Origin of the sequence: Pseudomonas sp. J380 (assembly GCF_009827115.1) — a bacterium.
In the GTDB taxonomy this organism is placed as follows: Bacteria; Pseudomonadota; Gammaproteobacteria; order Pseudomonadales; family Pseudomonadaceae; genus Aquipseudomonas; species Aquipseudomonas paracarnis.
Genome location: NZ_CP043060.1, coordinates 3,436,831 through 3,453,197, shown reverse-complemented (window position 1 = coordinate 3,453,197; position 16,367 = coordinate 3,436,831). Strand labels below are relative to the sequence as shown.

The following is a 16,367-nucleotide window of genomic DNA, read 5'->3' as shown; positions in this document are numbered from 1 at the left end:
CCCACGTTCAACTGCATTCCAAAGTTGGAACTCGGTCACTGTGGGAGCTGGCTTGCCTGCGATAACTGTTTCAGCGACTCAGATACATCCGAGTCGTGAGCAGATACACCGGCAACCCCGACACCAATATCAACAACGCCGCATACGGTGCCGCCGCCGCAAATTCCACATTCGAGGTATGCGCCCAGACGGCCGTCGCCAAGGTATTCAGCCCGGTCGGGCTCAGCAGCAATGTCGCCGTCAATTCCTTCATCGCATCCAGGAACACCAAGGCAAACGCCGCCCCCAGCGCCGGAAAGATAATTGGCAACGTCACCCGGCAAAACGCACTGAAGGACGATGCGCCTAACGTGCGCGCAGCCTCTTCCAACTGTGGCGCCGCCTTGTTCAGCGCTGTACGAATCGGCGCCTGCGCCAATGGCAAAAACAGCAGCGCATAAGCAATCAGCAGCAATGCCGAGGTCTGGTACAGCGCCGGCACGTAATGCAGGGCGAAATACACCAGGGTCAACGCAATGACCAGACCGGGCAGGGCATGCAGCAAGTACGGCAAGCGTTCGGCCCATATTGCCAGTTGCCCTTTGTAGCGCACCACTAGCAAACCAACCGGTACTGCCAGTACCAGGCACAGTGCGGCGCCGCCCAGCGAGAGCGCCAGGGAAGACAGCAGCGCCTCACCGATCTCGGCCATCGGAAACGCTGCCGACGAACCGACTGCCAACCAATACCCGAGCATTCCCAGTGGGATGCCGCTGCCGATGATCGCTAGCGCCAGGCAATACACCTGGCCCAATGGCGTCCACTTGCCCAGTCGAACCTGCTCGGCGTGCCGCGCCGCGCCCTGGCCGATGCGCACGTGCCGGCCTTTTCCGCGTACGCGCAGTTCCAGCCATAGCAGGGTCAGGCACATCGCCAGCAGCACTGCCGAGAGCATTGCCGCATTGGCATTGCTGAATTCCAGTTCGAACTGCTGGTAGATCGCGGTGGTGAAGGTCTGCAGGCCAATGATCGACAGCGCGCCGAATTCCACCAGCATGTGCAGTGCGATCAATAGTGAGCCGGCCAGCAGCGATGGCCACAGCAGCGGCAAGGTGATGCGAAAGAACACGCCCCAGCGGTTGAGCCCCAGCGTGCGGGCCGATTCTTCCAGGGAGGGGTCAAGATTGCGTAGCGTTGCCGCCACCGGCAGAAATACCAGCGGGTATTTGGACAGGCTCATCACCAGGATCGCGCCGCCAAGCCCCTCGAACTGGGCGCTCAGCGACACCCAGGTAAAACTGCTGACGAACGCCGGCACCGCAAACGGCAGGCACAGGATCACACCCCAGATGCGCCGCCCTGGCAGGTTGCTGCGTTCCAGCAGCCAGGCCAGGGACAGGCCGATCACGCCGCAGGTCAGGGTCACGCCGACCATCAGCGCCAGGGTGTTGCGCAGCAGTCCGAACACATAAGGCCGCCACAGTAGATGCACCGCCTCCGTCCAGCCCGCCTGCCAGGCTTTGAGCCCGACGTAGGCGAGCGGCAACAGGCTCAGGCCAACCAGCAACATCACAGGTAGCAGCAGCCAGATCGACGGGCGTTTGCGACGGGGGGTGAACCCCGCGACGGAAAGCGATGGGTTCATCAGTTCAAGCCAACGTCACGTTCCAGTTCCAGGGCTTCTTCGGCGTTGCCCAGGTCTGCGGGGGTGACTTTCGGCGGCTGCAACTCGCTGAATGGCTTGAGGCCGCGGTTCGATTCCATGCCCTTGCGCAGCGGGTACTCGGCCGACGTGTTGGTGATCACGCGCTGGCCTTCTTCGCTGGCCATGAATGCCAGCAATTGCTGAGCTTCTTTGGGATGCTTGCTGGATTTGAGTGCGGCAGCGGAGGATACGGTGATCAGGCCGCCAGCATCACCATCGGTGAAGTAGTGCAGTTGGGAATCCAGATTGGTTTTTTCCTTTTTCAGGGCAAACCAGTAGTAGTTATTCACCAGCACGGTGGCCACTTCGCCTTTTTCCACGGCCTTGAGGGCGACCATATTGTTGCTGTACACCTTGCCGAAGGCGCGCAGGCCGGTCAGCCATTCTTCTGCGGCTTCGCGACCGTGCAGCTTGATGATCGCCACGGCTTGCTCCTGAAACGCGCCGCTGGTGGGGACGAAGCCGACTTTGCCTTGCCACTCGGGGCCGGCAAAATCCAGTACCGACTTGGGCAGGTCTTTTTCGGCAATCAGTTTGGGGTTGAAGGCTACGACGCGGGTGCGTGCGGTCACGCCCATCCAGTCGCCGTTTTTGCCCACGTAATCCTTGGGCAGGACATCGAGGGTGCTGGCATCGATTTTTGCCAACAGGCCTTGCTCGCCGAGTTTGTTGAGGGGCGGTGATTCTTCGGTGTAGATGACGTCGGCAGGGGAGCGCTCACCTTCTTCGACGACCTGGCTGGCCAGCTGGTTGCTGCTACCTTTGCGCACGTTGACGTGGATGCCGGTCTTGGCTTCGAAGGCCTTGGCGAGTTCATCGCCGACTTCTTTGTGTTGGCCGTTGTATAAGGTCAGGGAGACCTTGTCGGCAGAGTGGGCGGCGGGCGAGAGCAGGGTCAGGCTGAGTAGAGTGAGGGTCAGGCCGCGCAGAAGGGATGTCTTGAGTCGGTTGTCACGGATCATCATCCGAAGTGTTCCTCGCTTATATGCAACAAATCATTGCAAGGATAAACGATAAATCTTCTCAAGTGCGGATGAGGGGGAAATCATGGGGGAAGTTTTCAAACCTCGGAAACGAAAAAACCCGCTTTCGCGGGTTTGATCTGAATTTGGTGCCCAGGAGAAGACTCGAACTTCCACGACCTTGCGATCACCAGCACCTGAAGCTGGCGTGTCTACCAATTTCACCACCTGGGCATTATCTAACAACGTTGCCGCTGTTGATGGGGCGAACTATACGGCGGGGCTTTTGATCTGTAAACCCCTGATTCGAAAAATATAAATCAATTTTTCCGTTAAAAATCAGAGGCCTGAAACGAAAAAACCCGCTTTCGCGGGTTTGATCTGAATTTGGTGCCCAGGAGAAGACTCGAACTTCCACGACCTTGCGATCACCAGCACCTGAAGCTGGCGTGTCTACCAATTTCACCACCTGGGCAGCATCAACAACGTTGCCGTCGTCGATGGCGCGCACTATACGGAGCGATATTTGAGCTGTAAACCCCTGCCATGAAAAAAGCCTGGAAAATTTCGCCAGTGGTCGTGCAAGGTGCGCGCCGGGGGTCGCAAAGGGCTTTTAAACGCTTGTTGATACCTGAAATTTCCCGTTTCAATACGCGTATGCCAAACTAACCCGCATATAGACAAGGTGAAAACTCTCTAATGGCCGATTGGCAGTCCCTCGATCCCGAGGCCGCTCGTGAAGCGGAAAAATATGAAAACCCTATTCCTAGCCGCGAACTGATCCTGGCGCACCTCGCCGATCGTGGTTCGCCTGCTAGCCGTGAGCAACTGGTTGAAGAATTCGGTCTGACCACCGAAGACCAGCTCGAAGCCCTGCGCCGCCGTCTGCGTGCGATGGAGCGCGATGCTCAATTGATCTACACCCGTCGTGGCACTTACGCGCCGGTCGACAAGCTGGACCTGATCCTGGGTCGCATTGCCGGCCACCGTGACGGCTTCGGCTTCCTGATCCCGGACGATGGCAGCGACGACTTGTTCATGAGCCCGGCGCAAATGCGTCTGGTGTTCGATGGCGACCGTGCCCTGGCGCGGGTTTCTGGCCTCGACCGCCGTGGTCGTCGTGAAGGCGTGATCGTCGAAGTGGTGTCCCGCGCCCACGAATCCATCGTCGGCCGTTACTTCGAAGAAGGCGGCATCGGCTTCGTTGTGCCGGATAACCCGAAGGTCCAGCAGGAAGTGCTGATCACCCCGGGCCGCAATGGCGCCGCGAAGGTCGGCCAGTTCGTCGAGGTGAAAATCACCCACTGGCCTACTGCGCGCTTCCAGCCCCAGGGCGATATCGTTGAAGTGGTCGGCAACTACATGGCGCCGGGCATGGAAATCGACGTTGCCTTGCGCACCTACGATATCCCTCACGTCTGGCCTGAGGCCGTGCTCAAGGAAGCCGCCAAGCTCAAGCCGGAAGTCGAAGAGAAAGACAAAGAAAAACGCATCGACCTGCGTCATCTGCCGTTTGTCACGATTGACGGTGAAGATGCCCGCGACTTCGACGATGCGGTCTACTGCGAAGCCAAGCCTGGCAAGCTGCGCCTGTTCTCCGGCGGCTGGAAGTTGTACGTCGCGATTGCCGACGTGTCCAGCTACGTGAAGATCGGTTCGGCCCTGGATAACGAAGCCCAGGTGCGCGGCAACTCCGTGTACTTCCCAGAGCGCGTGATCCCGATGCTGCCCGAGCAACTGTCCAACGGCCTGTGCTCCCTGAACCCGAAAGTCGACCGTTTGGCCATGGTGTGCGAGATGACCATCTCCAAAACCGGCGAAATGACCGACTACCAGTTCTACGAAGCGGTGATCCACTCCCAGGCACGCCTGACCTACAACAAGGTCAGCACCATCCTGGAAACGCCGAAGACCAGCGAAGCCAAGGCCCTGCGTACCGAGTACGCTGGCGTGGTGCCGCACCTCAAGCAGCTGTACTCGCTGTACAAGGTGTTGCTGGGTGCCCGTCATACCCGTGGCGCGATCGATTTCGAAACCCAGGAAACCCGCATTGTCTTCGGCTCCGAGCGCAAGATTGCGGCGATCACCCCGACCACCCGTAACGACGCGCACAAGCTGATCGAGGAGTGCATGCTGGCGGCCAACGTGGCCACTGCCGAGTTCCTCAAGAAGCACGAAATTCCTGCGTTGTACCGTGTGCACGACGGCCCGCCGCCGGAGCGCCTGGAAAAACTTCGCGCCTTCCTCGGCGAACTCGGGCTGTCCCTGCACAAAGGCAAGGACGGCCCGACGCCGAAGGATTACCAGGCCCTGCTGGCCAGCATCAAGGACCGTCCGGATTACCACGTAATCCAGACCGTGATGCTGCGCTCGCTGAGCCAGGCGGTGTACAGCGCCGATAACCAGGGCCACTTCGGCCTGAATTACGAGGCGTACACCCACTTCACTTCGCCAATTCGGCGTTACCCGGACTTGCTCACGCACCGGGCGATCCGCAGCGTGATACATTCCAAGCAGAACACCCCGCACGTCAAGCGCGCCGGTGCCATGACCATTCCGAAAGCACGGATCTACCCGTACGACGAAGCGGCCCTGGAACAACTTGGCGAGCAGTGCTCCATGAGCGAGCGCCGCGCTGACGAAGCCACCCGCGACGTGGTGAACTGGCTCAAGTGCGAGTTCATGAAGGATCGCGTGGGCGAGTCGTTCCCGGGTGTCATCACCGCCGTGACCGGCTTTGGCCTGTTCGTCGAGCTGACCGACATCTACGTCGAGGGCCTGGTGCACGTCACCGCCTTGCCGGGTGATTACTACCACTTCGATCCTGTGCATCACCGCCTGGCGGGCGAGCGCACCGGTCGCAGCTTCCGCTTGGGCGATACCGTTGAAGTGCAGGTCATGCGTGTCGATCTCGACGAGCGCAAGATCGACTTCGGCATGCCTGACAAGCCGGCAGAGCCTGCGGGTCGTAAAAAACGTGGTGAAACCACGGCGCCTGCGTCCAAAGGCAAAGCGGCCACCCCAAAAACCACGGCCGAGCCTGCACCTGCCAAGGCTGGTCGTCGTTCTTCCGCCAAGGACAAGGCCCCTGAAGCCTACCGCCCAAGCGACGCGGCGGCGAAAAACGCCGAGCTGCGCAAGAGCCGCGAGTTGAAGCAGCAGTTGCTCAACGAAGCCAAAAGCGGTGGTAAAGCGGCGTCTGGGGGAAAGTCCCACGGGGCGGAAAAGCCGTCTAGCAAGCCAAGTAAACACCGTAAAGGCCCGCCAAAAGCGGGTTCGGCTCCCGCAAAAAGCGGCGGGTCGCGCAAACCTAAGGCCAAGTCATGAGTCTGGAAAAAATCTACGGCGTGCACGCCGTAGAAGCACTGCTGCGTCACCATCCCAAGCGCGTCAAGCAGGTGTGGTTGGCCGAAGGTCGCAGCGAGCCGCGCGTACAGGCGCTGGTCGAGTTGGCTACGCAGAATAAGGTTGCCATCGGCCAGGCCGAGCGTCGTGAAATGGACGTGTGGGTCGAAGGCGTTCACCAAGGTGTGGTGGCTGACGTCAGTCCGAGCCAGGTGTGGGGCGAGGCGATGCTCGACGAGCTGCTAGACCGTACCGAAGGTGCACCGTTGCTCTTGGTGCTGGACGGCGTGACCGACCCGCACAACCTCGGCGCCTGCCTGCGTTCGGCGGATGCTGCCGGTGCGCTGGCAGTGATCGTGCCCAAGGACAAGTCCGCGACCCTGACGCCGGTGGTGCGCAAGGTCGCCTGCGGTGCGGCGGAAGTGATTCCGCTGGTGGCCGTGACCAACCTGGCGCGTACCCTGGAGAAGCTCCAGCAGCGCGGCCTGTGGGTCGTGGGCACGGCGGGGGAGGCTGAGGTCAGCATTTATGACCAGGACCTTACCGGCCCTACCATCCTGATCATGGGCGCCGAAGGCAAAGGCATGCGCCGCCTGACCCGTGAGCATTGCGATTATCTGGTGCACCTGCCGATGGCCGGTAGTGTCAGCAGCCTCAATGTTTCGGTGGCGACGGGCGTGTGCCTGTTTGAAGCCCAGCGTCAGCGTGGTGCCAAGGCTAAGGCCAAGCCCAAGAAGTAATCACCATGTGGGGCTTGCCCCAATCCTGATGTAGGAGCGAGCTTGCTCGCGAAAAACGTCAACGATAACGCGGGCTTCCTGAATGAGCGCGGTGTCTGTGAGTTTTTCGCGAGCAAGCTCGCTCCTACATTTGTGTTTGTGGTGCTTGGGGTTGTTCAAATAATCACCAATTGCCTTGCGCCGCTTCTCCCCCTTCTCTACAATTGCGCCCCTTGCCTTCCTGGCAGGCACCGATGTGCCTCCCCTGCGGCAAGATCCATAAGTGTCATTCACTCCTTGTCTGACCGTTTTTGAGCGGCAGGCTACAACCCGTAAGGAGCATTCATGCGTCATTACGAAATCATCTTTTTGGTCCACCCGGATCAAAGCGAGCAAGTCGGCGGCATGGTTGAGCGTTACACCAAGCTGATCGAAGAAGACGGCGGCAAAATCCACCGTCTGGAAGATTGGGGCCGTCGTCAACTGGCCTACGCAATCAACAATGTTCACAAGGCTCACTACGTGATGCTGAACGTTGAGTGCACTGGCAAGGCCCTGGCCGAGCTGGAAGACAACTTCCGCTACAACGATGCTGTGATCCGTAACCTGGTCATCCGTCGCGAAGAAGCCGTTACTGGCCAATCCGAGATGCTCAAGGCTGAAGAAAACCGCAGTGAGCGCCGTGAGCGTCGCGACCGTCCTGAGCACGAAGGCGCTGATAGCGCTGATAGTGATGACAGCGACAACAGCGATAACGCTGACGAGTAATCCACGGACCTTTTAAGGAGCCTATCAAATGGCACGTTTCTTCCGTCGTCGTAAATTCTGCCGCTTCACCGCTGAAGACGTGAAAGAGATCGATTACAAAGATCTCAACACTCTGAAAGCCTACGTATCCGAGACCGGCAAAATCGTTCCAAGCCGTATCACCGGTACCAAAGCACGTTATCAGCGTCAGCTGGCCACCGCTATCAAGCGCGCCCGCTTCCTGGCCCTGCTGGCCTACACCGACAGCCACGGCCGCTGAGACCGGGCAGTCGACAAGTAGTAAGGGATTGAATGCATGCGCGCCTTAGCTGAGTTCATCATGCGCGGTCGCGTGCAGGCCACTCTGGTAGTGGCTGGATGTGCGGCATTGCCGTTGCTTTATTGGTTGGGTGCTGCCGCAGGTTGCCTTGTGCTACTGCGGCGCGGTTTGAAGGACGCCCTTGGCGTTCTTGCCCTGGGTTTGTTGCCGGCCTTGATCTGGTGGCTGCAAATGGGTGATCCACGGGTACTTCTGGTACTGCTGGGGTCATCGAGCCTTGCGTTGGTTTTGCGCGCAAGTGAGTCCTGGGTCCGCACGCTGCTGGTCAGCGTGGCATTGGGGTTGGTGTACTCAGTGATGCTTGGCGCGGCTTTCCGCCCGCAGATCGAGGCGCTGGCGCAGGAGATCGTCAAGATCCTGCCGTTGGCCCTCGGGGATCTCTACCAGCATTTGTCGGTAGATGAGCGAGCGCGGTTTGCGTCACTGATTGCCCCGGTCCTGACCGGCCTGATTGCGGCTTTGTTGCAGGTCGTCAGCGTGCTGAGCCTGATTCTTGGGCGTTATTGGCAGGCGTTGTTGTACAACCCGGGTGGTTTTGGTCGCGAGTTTCGCAGTATCAGAATCCCAGCGGGGCCGGCGATGTTGCTGCTGGCGTGCATGGTTGTCGGGCCGAACTTCGGCCCACAGATGGCCTTGCTGGCGCCGATTTGCAGCGTACCGCTGGTGTTTGCCGGGCTGGCCCTGATTCATGGGCTTGCCGCGCAAAAGCGACTGGCCAGGTTTTGGCTGGTGGGGTTGTACGTCACGCTGTTGCTGTTCATGCAGCTGATCTATCCGTTACTCGTGGTCTTGGCCATTGTTGACAGCCTGATTGATTTTCGCGGTCGTCTGGCGTCGAAAGACGCCGATAACGCGAACGGTGAAGGTTAAAAGTTAGAGGATTTTCACATGCAACTGATCCTTCTGGAAAAAGTCGCCAACCTGGGCAACCTGGGCGACAAAGTGAACGTTAAGGCCGGCTACGGTCGTAACTACCTGCTGCCATACGGCAAAGCCACCGCTGCAACCGCTGCCAACCTGGCTGCGTTTGAAGAGCGTCGTGCTGAGCTGGAAAAAGCCGCAGCAGACAAAAAAGCGTCGGCCGAAACTCGCGCTGCCCAACTGGCTGAGCTGGAAGTGACTATCACTGCCACCGCTGGTGACGAAGGCAAGCTGTTCGGTTCGATCGGTACCCACGACATCGCTGATGCACTGACCGCCTCCGGCGTTGAAGTGCAGAAGAGCGAAGTTCGTCTGCCGAACGGCACCATCCGCAACGTAGGCGAATTCGACGTAGCCGTGCACCTGCACGCCGAAGTTGAAGCCACCGTACGCGTTGTCGTGGTAGCAGCTTAAGTCGCACCTAACTGACTGGCACCTCGCGTGCCAGCCGGTTAACATCGGGCACGATCCTGTTTACAGGTCGTGCCTTTTGTTTTTCTACACACCCCAAATTCCAAGTGGCCATGAACGAAATCTCTGCTCCTGAGCAATACGATCTGCAAACCGCTGCCCTGAAGGTGCCGCCGCATTCCATCGAGGCCGAACAGGCCGTGCTCGGTGGCTTGATGCTGGACAACAACGCCTGGGAACGCGTGCTGGATCAAGTCTCGGACGGTGACTTCTATCGTCATGACCACCGCCTGATCTTCCGCGCCATCGCCAAGCTGGCCGACCAGAACTCACCGATCGACGTGGTAACCCTGGCCGAGCAGTTGGACAAGGAAGGCCAGACCTCCCAAGTGGGTGGTCTGGGCTACCTCGGTGAGCTGGCAAAAAACACGCCGTCCGTCGCCAACATCAAGGCCTATGCCCAGATCGTCCGCGAGCGCGCCACGTTGCGCCAGTTGATCGGCATCAGCACCGAAATCGCCGACAGCGCCTTCAACCCCGAAGGCCGCACCGCTGCCGAGATCCTTGACGAAGCCGAGCGCCAGATCTTCCAGATCGCCGAGGCCCGCCCGAAAACCGGCGGCCCGGTCAGCGTCAACGACCTGCTGACCAAAGCCATCGACCGCATCGACACCCTGTTCAACACCGATGCCGCGATTACCGGTATTTCCACCGGTTACACCGACCTCGACGAAAAGACCAGCGGCCTGCAGCCGTCCGACTTGATCATCGTCGCCGGTCGTCCGTCCATGGGTAAGACCACCTTCGCGATGAACCTGGTGGAAAACGCCGTGTTACGCAGCGACAAGGCGGTGCTGGTGTACTCCCTCGAGATGCCAGGCGAATCGTTGATCATGCGTATGCTCTCGTCGCTTGGCCGTATCGACCAGACCAAGGTGCGTTCCGGCCAGCTTGAAGACGACGACTGGCCGCGCCTGACCTCAGCGGTCAACCTGCTCAACGACCGCAAGCTATTCATTGATGACACTGCGGGTATCAGCCCGTCCGAAATGCGCGCGCGTACCCGGCGCCTGGTGCGTGAGCATGGCGACATCGCCCTGATCATGATCGACTACCTGCAGTTGATGCAGATCCCCGGTTCCAGTGGCGACAACCGTACCAACGAGATTTCTGAAATCTCTCGTTCCTTGAAGGCCCTGGCCAAGGAATTCAACTGCCCGGTGGTGGCGTTGTCCCAGCTCAACCGTTCCCTGGAACAACGTCCCAACAAGCGTCCGGTGAACTCCGACTTGCGGGAATCCGGAGCGATCGAGCAGGACGCCGACGTGATCATGTTCGTGTACCGCGACGAGGTGTACCACCCCGAGACGGAACACAAGGGCATTGCCGAAATCATCATCGGCAAGCAGCGGAACGGCCCGATCGGGTTTATCCGGTTGGCGTTCATCGGCAAGTACACGCGTTTCGAGAACCTGGCGCCGGGTAGCTACAACTTCGACGACGACGAGTAGTTTCAAGCGCCTGTAAGGGCCTCATCGCAGGCAAGCCACAATTCCGACTACTACCGTCGGAATTGGTCAAAATTTGTGCTATATTCCGCGCCCGCGATTTTTCATCTTCACACCGGTCACCGTCATGCAAACAGCCAAGCCGTTATTTGACTATCCCAAGTACTGGGCCGAATGTTTCGGTCCTGCGCCATTCCTGCCGATGAGCAGGGAGGAGATGGATCAGCTTGGCTGGGATTCGTGCGACATCATCATCGTCACCGGTGATGCCTATGTTGACCACCCATCGTTCGGCATGGCGATCATCGGCCGGCTGCTGGAGTCCCAGGGCTTTCGCGTCGGGATCATCGCGCAACCGAACTGGCAGTCCAAAGACGACTTCATGAAGCTCGGCGAGCCGAACCTGTTCTTCGGCGTCGCGGCCGGCAACATGGACTCGATGATCAACCGCTACACCGCCGACAAGAAAATCCGCTCCGACGACGCCTATACCCCTGGCGGCATGGCTGGCAAACGCCCCGACCGTGCGAGCCTGGTGTACAGCCAGCGTTGCAAGGAAGCCTACAAGAACGTGCCGATCGTGCTTGGCGGCATCGAAGCTTCCCTGCGTCGTATCGCCCACTACGACTACTGGCAGGACCGCGTGCGCAACTCGATCCTGATCGACGCCACCGCCGATATCCTGCTGTACGGCAACGCCGAGCGGGCCATCGTCGAAGTTGCCCAGCGTTTGTCGTGGGGCCACAAGATCGAAGACATCACCGATGTGCGCGGTACCGCGTTCATCCGCCGTGATACGCCGGCCGGTTGGTACGAAGTGGATTCCACGCGCATCGACCGTCCGGGCAAGATCGACAAGATCATCAACCCGTACGTCAACACCCAGGACACCCAGGCCTGCGCCATCGAGCAGGAAAAGGGGCCGGTGGATGATCCGGAAGAAGCCAAGGTTGTGCAGATCCTGGCCAGCCCGCGCATGACCCGTGACAAGACCGTGATCCGCCTGCCATCGGTGGAAAAAGTCCGCGGCGACGCGGTGCTCTATGCCCACGCCAACCGCGTGTTGCACCTGGAAACCAACCCAGGCAACGCCCGCGCCCTGGTGCAGAAGCACGGTGAAGTTGACGTGTGGTTCAACCCGCCGCCCATTCCGATGACTACCGAAGAAATGGACTACGTGTTCGGCATGCCTTATGCCCGCGTACCGCACCCGGCGTATGGCAAGGAGAAGATCCCGGCCTACGACATGATCCGTTTCTCGGTGAATATCATGCGTGGCTGCTTCGGCGGCTGCACCTTCTGCTCGATCACCGAGCACGAAGGCCGCATCATCCAGAACCGTTCCGAAGAGTCGATCATTCGCGAGATCGAAGAGATCCGCGACAAAGTGCCGGGCTTCACCGGCGTGATCTCCGACCTCGGCGGCCCGACGGCGAACATGTACCGCATCGCCTGCAAGAGCCCGGAAATCGAATCCGCGTGCCGCAAGCCGTCGTGCGTGTTCCCTGGCATCTGCCCTAACCTGAACACCGACCACTCGTCGTTGATCCAGCTGTACCGCAGCGCCCGTGCGTTGCCGGGTGTGAAGAAGATCCTGATCGCTTCCGGCCTGCGCTACGACCTGGCCGTCGAGTCGCCGGAATACGTCAAAGAGCTGGTCACCCACCACGTCGGTGGTTACCTCAAGATCGCCCCGGAACACACCGAGGAAGGTCCGCTCAACCAGATGATGAAGCCGGGCATTGGCAGCTATGACAAGTTCAAGCGCATGTTCGAGAAGTACACCAAGGAAGCGGGCAAGGAGCAGTACCTGATCCCGTACTTCATCGCCGCCCACCCGGGTACCACCGATGAAGACATGATGAACCTGGCCCTGTGGCTCAAGGGCAACGGCTTCCGTGCCGACCAGGTGCAGGCGTTCTACCCGTCGCCGATGGCCACCGCCACCGCGATGTACCACTCGGGCAAAAACCCGTTGCGCAAGGTCACCTACAAGAGCGACGCGGTGACCATCGTCAAGAGCGAGGAGCAGCGCCGCCTGCACAAGGCGTTCCTGCGTTACCACGACCCGAAGGGCTGGCCGATGCTGCGTGAAGCATTGACCCGCATGGGCCGTGCCGACCTGATCGGGTCGGGCAAGGACCAGTTGATCCCGCTGCACCAGCCGTCCACCGACAGCTACCAGAGCGCCCGGCGCAAGAACTCGACGCCGGCCGGCAGCCATAAGGTCGCCAAGGAAACCACCACCAGGATTCTCACCCAGCACACCGGCCTGCCACCCCGTGGCAGCGACGGCAGCAACCCGTGGGACAAGCGCGAGCAAGCCAAGGCTGCGGCCCAGGCGCGCAATAAGCAGGCGGCCAAAGAGCGCAGCGATGCGGCCAAGGGCAAGGGCGGCAAGCCTACGCGCAAGCCGGTTGTACCGCGGTGATCGACGCCTGAAATGCAAAACGCCAGCCTCGTGCTGGCGTTTTGCTTTCTGGTCGGTGGTGAGTCTGTTTGGTAAGGTGGCGCCCATTAGATTTCTATCGCAGGCAAGCCAGCTCCCACAGGAGAATGTATTTCAAGCGTGGGAGCTGGCTTGCCTGCGATGAGGCCGGTCTGGGCACTCTCGATTTCAAGGAAGAACACTTATGGGCAACCCCTTGCTCAACATCGGCATGGACTCCAACCGCTCCCAATTCATGGCGCGCCAGCGCATTGAGAGCCAGATCAACCTGCCGCGGCTGTTCGCCGTCATTGACGCCGACCCCAGCATCGTCGGCGCTGGCGTGGTGTACATCGACGCCGACTTCAACGTGATCACCCTGCGCGAATTCAAACCCATCTGCAGCATCAAACCCAAGCGCGTCATTTTGCGCGAGGCGCAGAAGTACATCTCGCCGGCGCAGTTTGTCGAGCAGGTGAAGACCGACCCCCGTGAAGGGCGCCTCCAGAAGGAGGCCTTTGACATGGGGCTTTCCTGTGGGGCGGCGGTGATCGGCTGGATCGTGGTGTTCAGTGGCAGCGTCGCCGTACCGTTCACCGCCGGTGCCAGTGCTTTTGTGGTGGGTATCGGTGTCACGGCGGCGCTGGCCAGCAGCGCTCAGTGCGGGTTTGGCGTGGCCCGGACCTATAACGAGATCCTTGACCCAGATGCCAACGACCGCATGGACGACGCCCAGTGGTATGGCGCGGTGTCACCGATTCTCGATGCCGCGTCGTTGGTCGGGATCGGAACGGGAGCTTTCACCACATTAAGGCTGCTCAAGGCCAAAAAAGCCGCTGCGTTGGGCAAGAGCTGGTATGAATTGCTCAAGGGCTTGAATCGCCAGGAGCGCAAGAAGTTGACCCAGGAATTGCTCAGTCTCAAAGACCCAAGCCTGACCCCCAAGTTGCTCAAGTTGCAGCAGCGCGCCGGCACGTTGCCCAAGCGCTACAGCTCCACGGAAATTCGTCATGCCACGCTCACCCAGCTCAAGGACGCCTTGGGCGGCATGTTGGGTATCTGGGGCAGCTATCGAACCGGTCACGTTGGCTCGGCGTCGACGCTTGCCATTGGCCTGTATGAGGAACTGACGGAATGAAGGGGTTTCCCGATAGGCGCAGTTTCCTTGCGCGTTATTTTCCGGTGTTCATGGGCACCATCTTCATGGCGATTTTCTCTGGTTCGGTGGCTGTCTCCACGGCGGGCGTAACCTATTTGCGCGGGGTTGAACCGGCGCTCAAGGCCAACTACTCCGGGGCTGCAATACTGGTGCTGGTAGCGGTACTGGTGTTTGGTAATGTGATGATTGCACGCGGGTACCCCTGGGCGACCCGGCTGGTGGCGGGCTATCTGGTGTGTTGCCTGCTGTTCGTTTTGCCGATGATTCAATACGGCCTCAATACCCTGGTGTACGGTTCGGCGGTGCTGTTTCCGCTGCTGGGTTTGTTGCTGCTCAACAGCAAGCGCCATCGTGAAATGCGTCAGCGATTACTCGAAATACGTCACCTGCGTCGGGCGGCGATTGCGCAACGCAAGACCCGTTGATTAGATAGGTTTATTGGCGGTAGGTGGCCTGTTTGTTAGGGGGGCGCTCATCAGATTGCTATCGCAGGCAAGCCAGCTCCCACAGGGGAATGCATTTCAAGTGTGGGCGCTGGCTTGCCTGCGATGAGGCCGGTCTGGGCACTTTCAATTTCAAGGAAGAACACTTATGGGCAGCTCCTTGTTCAACATCGGCATGGATTCCAACCGCTCTCAATTTATGGCGCGCCAGCGTATCGAGAGCCTGATCAACCTGCCACGGCTGTTCGCCGCCATCGATGCAGACCCCGCCATTGTCGGTGCAGGTGTTGTGTATATCGATGCCGATTTCAACGTTGTCACCCTGCGCGAATTTCAGCCCATCTGCAGCATCGCACCCAAGCGTTTGATCCTGCGTGAGGCGCAGAAGTACATCGCGCCAACGCAATTCGCTCAGCAGGTGCAAGACAATCCGCGTGAGTCCCGCTTGGTGGGCGAAGCGGTCAATACCACGCTATCGTGTGCCGGCGCGGTTATCGGTTGGATCGTGGTGCTCAGTGGTTCCGTCGCAGTTCCGTTTTCGGCGGGGGCCAGTTCGGTGGTCGTGGCGCTCGGCTATACGGCCGCGGCAGCCAGTTCTGTGCAGTGCTTTGCCAGCGGCTATCGCACCGTCAATGAGATCCGCAACCCCGCGCGCAATGATCAGCTCGACAGTGAGGAGTGGTACCAATACACCATGATTGCCCTGGATGCGGCGTCGTTGGTTGGGGTGGGTTCATCGGCATTGGCAACGGTCAAGCTGGTGCGGCTGAATAAGGCCTCTACCGGGAAAAGTGTGAGAGAGGTGCTCAGGGGCCTGAATCGACAGGAGCGCGCCAAGTTGACCAAAGAGCTGCTGAGCATCAACGACCCACGCTTGACGTCCAAGATGATCAAGTTAAAGCAGTTGTCGGGCGAGTTGCCTAAGCGGTTCACGCCCACCGAGGTCAAGCATGCAACGGTCACGCAGATCAAGGACGCGTTGGGCGCAGCCATCGGTTTTACCGGTAGTGCGGTGTCAGGGAACGTACGCACAATTGCCATAGGTCTGTATGAGGAGGCCGAACAATGAACGAGCTGCCTAGCATTCGCAGTTTTCTGTCGACGTATTTCCCCGTCTTTATGGGGGCGATATTCGTCTGCATTTTCACCCTCGTGTTTGCGGTTCCGGTGTTCTTCGATAGCTATATGCCAAGCCTGTCCATGGCAGATAATGCCAAATACTCCTTCCTGGCGGGTATCGCACTCACGCTAGTCATTGTGCACTGCAATTTCATGATCGCACGCGGGCGTCCCCAATGGATTTGGCCGCTAGTGTTGCTGCTGGGGGTATGCTTTCTGGGTGTATTGCCAACACTCAATGATCAACCGAACGGGGTGGTATATGCCTTGAGCCTGATGTTTCCATTAATTGGGCTATTGCTGTTCAACAGCAAACGCCACCGTGAAATGCGCCAGAAACTGGTTGAAGTCCGCTGCCTGCGCCAGGCCATGATTGCCCAACACAAACACCATTGATTGGGTAGATTCACCACCTGCCCTCAGCCCGGCGCTACAAATGTGTGCAGCGCCTGCACCATAGCCACAACGTTGGCGCCGTTTTGGTGCTGTACTGCACCGGGCCTGACGTTTTAGTGCAATGACTGCTGCTGTGGCATAAGTCTTGCGCGCGTTGTGCTTATGCCCTGGCTCGCAGGAGGCCG

General features: G+C 59.5%; 14 protein-coding genes and 2 tRNA genes. 12 read left to right on the top strand and 4 right to left on the bottom strand.

Annotated features, from left to right (window positions below):
• Positions 1-70 precede the first annotated feature (70 nt).
• The 4 genes from FXO12_RS15715 to FXO12_RS15700 all read right to left on the bottom strand — a co-directional run bounded on the left by FXO12_RS15715 (position 71) and on the right by FXO12_RS15700 (position 3,121).
• A complete protein-coding gene (locus tag FXO12_RS15715; protein WP_057975441.1) occupies positions 71-1,624 on the bottom strand; it encodes an iron ABC transporter permease in 1,554 nt (517 codons plus the stop codon).
• Positions 1,624-2,649, bottom strand: a complete 1,026-nt coding sequence (locus FXO12_RS15710) for an extracellular solute-binding protein (RefSeq protein WP_034125652.1) — start codon at positions 2,647-2,649, stop codon at positions 1,624-1,626. The genes FXO12_RS15715 and FXO12_RS15710 overlap by 1 nt, the downstream gene beginning before the upstream one ends.
• A 144-nt stretch (positions 2,650-2,793) precedes the next feature.
• Positions 2,794-2,880: transfer RNA gene (locus FXO12_RS15705), tRNA-Leu, on the bottom strand.
• A gap of 154 nt (positions 2,881-3,034) precedes the next feature.
• A tRNA-Leu gene (locus FXO12_RS15700) sits at positions 3,035-3,121 on the bottom strand.
• Between the two features lie 224 nt (positions 3,122-3,345).
• Here FXO12_RS15700 and rnr point away from each other — a divergent pair.
• The 12 genes from rnr (at position 3,346) to FXO12_RS15640 (ending at position 16,182) form a co-directional block, all read left to right on the top strand.
• Positions 3,346-5,973: a ribonuclease R gene (gene rnr, locus FXO12_RS15695; RefSeq protein ID WP_054896269.1), complete on the top strand. Its 2,628-nt coding sequence runs from the start codon at positions 3,346-3,348 to the stop codon at positions 5,971-5,973.
• Positions 5,970-6,731, top strand: a complete 762-nt coding sequence (rlmB, locus tag FXO12_RS15690; protein WP_003188074.1) for a 23S rRNA (guanosine(2251)-2'-O)-methyltransferase RlmB — start codon at positions 5,970-5,972, stop codon at positions 6,729-6,731. Before rnr ends, rlmB begins: the two co-directional genes overlap by 4 nt.
• 324 nt (positions 6,732-7,055) lie before the next feature.
• Positions 7,056-7,478 (top strand): 30S ribosomal protein S6, encoded by a 423-nt coding sequence (gene rpsF / locus FXO12_RS15685; protein ID WP_003236224.1) that lies wholly within the window; start codon positions 7,056-7,058, stop codon positions 7,476-7,478.
• 28 nt (positions 7,479-7,506) lie between these two features.
• Positions 7,507-7,737 (top strand): 30S ribosomal protein S18, encoded by a 231-nt coding sequence (rpsR, locus tag FXO12_RS15680; RefSeq protein WP_002551829.1) that lies wholly within the window; start codon positions 7,507-7,509, stop codon positions 7,735-7,737.
• Between the two features lie 36 nt (positions 7,738-7,773).
• Positions 7,774-8,667, top strand: coding sequence for a hypothetical protein (locus FXO12_RS15675; RefSeq protein WP_034125655.1), 894 nt, complete (start codon positions 7,774-7,776; stop codon positions 8,665-8,667).
• Between the two features lie 18 nt (positions 8,668-8,685).
• The gene (rplI, locus tag FXO12_RS15670; protein ID WP_003171376.1) at positions 8,686-9,132 is read left to right on the top strand and encodes a 50S ribosomal protein L9; all 447 of its coding nucleotides are present in this window, start codon (positions 8,686-8,688) and stop codon (positions 9,130-9,132) included.
• A gap of 110 nt (positions 9,133-9,242) precedes the next feature.
• Positions 9,243-10,640, top strand: coding sequence for a replicative DNA helicase (dnaB, locus tag FXO12_RS15665; protein WP_003188079.1), 1,398 nt, complete (start codon positions 9,243-9,245; stop codon positions 10,638-10,640).
• A 124-nt stretch (positions 10,641-10,764) separates the two neighbouring features.
• The gene (locus tag FXO12_RS15660) at positions 10,765-13,068 is read left to right on the top strand and encodes a YgiQ family radical SAM protein (RefSeq protein WP_034125867.1); all 2,304 of its coding nucleotides are present in this window, start codon (positions 10,765-10,767) and stop codon (positions 13,066-13,068) included.
• A 202-nt stretch (positions 13,069-13,270) separates the two neighbouring features.
• Positions 13,271-14,203 (top strand): hypothetical protein, encoded by a 933-nt coding sequence (locus FXO12_RS15655; RefSeq protein ID WP_014716676.1) that lies wholly within the window; start codon positions 13,271-13,273, stop codon positions 14,201-14,203.
• Positions 14,200-14,649, top strand: a complete 450-nt coding sequence (locus FXO12_RS15650; RefSeq protein WP_034125656.1) for a hypothetical protein — start codon at positions 14,200-14,202, stop codon at positions 14,647-14,649. Before FXO12_RS15655 ends, FXO12_RS15650 begins: the two co-directional genes overlap by 4 nt.
• Positions 14,650-14,815: 166 nt before the next feature.
• Positions 14,816-15,736: a hypothetical protein gene (locus FXO12_RS15645; RefSeq protein ID WP_034125657.1), complete on the top strand. Its 921-nt coding sequence runs from the start codon at positions 14,816-14,818 to the stop codon at positions 15,734-15,736.
• A complete protein-coding gene (locus FXO12_RS15640) occupies positions 15,733-16,182 on the top strand; it encodes a hypothetical protein (RefSeq protein ID WP_057975443.1) in 450 nt (149 codons plus the stop codon). Before FXO12_RS15645 ends, FXO12_RS15640 begins: the two co-directional genes overlap by 4 nt.
• Positions 16,183-16,367 lie beyond the last annotated feature (185 nt).

Bases quoted from the DNA above. Each gene is read 5' to 3' on its own strand.
- FXO12_RS15640 (WP_057975443.1), top strand. From the start codon at position 15,733: ATGAACGAGCTGCCTAGCATTCGCAGTTTTCTGTCGACGTATTTCCCC.
- rnr (WP_054896269.1), top strand. From the start codon at position 3,346: ATGGCCGATTGGCAGTCCCTCGATCCCGAGGCCGCTCGTGAAGCGGAA.
- rlmB (WP_003188074.1), top strand. From the start codon at position 5,970: ATGAGTCTGGAAAAAATCTACGGCGTGCACGCCGTAGAAGCACTGCTG.
- dnaB (WP_003188079.1), top strand. From the start codon at position 9,243: ATGAACGAAATCTCTGCTCCTGAGCAATACGATCTGCAAACCGCTGCC.
- FXO12_RS15715 (WP_057975441.1), bottom strand. From the start codon at position 1,624: ATGAACCCATCGCTTTCCGTCGCGGGGTTCACCCCCCGTCGCAAACGC.
- FXO12_RS15660 (WP_034125867.1), top strand. From the start codon at position 10,765: ATGCAAACAGCCAAGCCGTTATTTGACTATCCCAAGTACTGGGCCGAA.
- rplI (WP_003171376.1), top strand. From the start codon at position 8,686: ATGCAACTGATCCTTCTGGAAAAAGTCGCCAACCTGGGCAACCTGGGC.
- rpsF (WP_003236224.1), top strand. From the start codon at position 7,056: ATGCGTCATTACGAAATCATCTTTTTGGTCCACCCGGATCAAAGCGAG.
- FXO12_RS15650 (WP_034125656.1), top strand. From the start codon at position 14,200: ATGAAGGGGTTTCCCGATAGGCGCAGTTTCCTTGCGCGTTATTTTCCG.
- rpsR (WP_002551829.1), top strand. From the start codon at position 7,507: ATGGCACGTTTCTTCCGTCGTCGTAAATTCTGCCGCTTCACCGCTGAA.
- FXO12_RS15655 (WP_014716676.1), top strand. From the start codon at position 13,271: ATGGGCAACCCCTTGCTCAACATCGGCATGGACTCCAACCGCTCCCAA.
- FXO12_RS15675 (WP_034125655.1), top strand. From the start codon at position 7,774: ATGCGCGCCTTAGCTGAGTTCATCATGCGCGGTCGCGTGCAGGCCACT.
- FXO12_RS15710 (WP_034125652.1), bottom strand. From the start codon at position 2,649: ATGATGATCCGTGACAACCGACTCAAGACATCCCTTCTGCGCGGCCTG.
- FXO12_RS15645 (WP_034125657.1), top strand. From the start codon at position 14,816: ATGGGCAGCTCCTTGTTCAACATCGGCATGGATTCCAACCGCTCTCAA.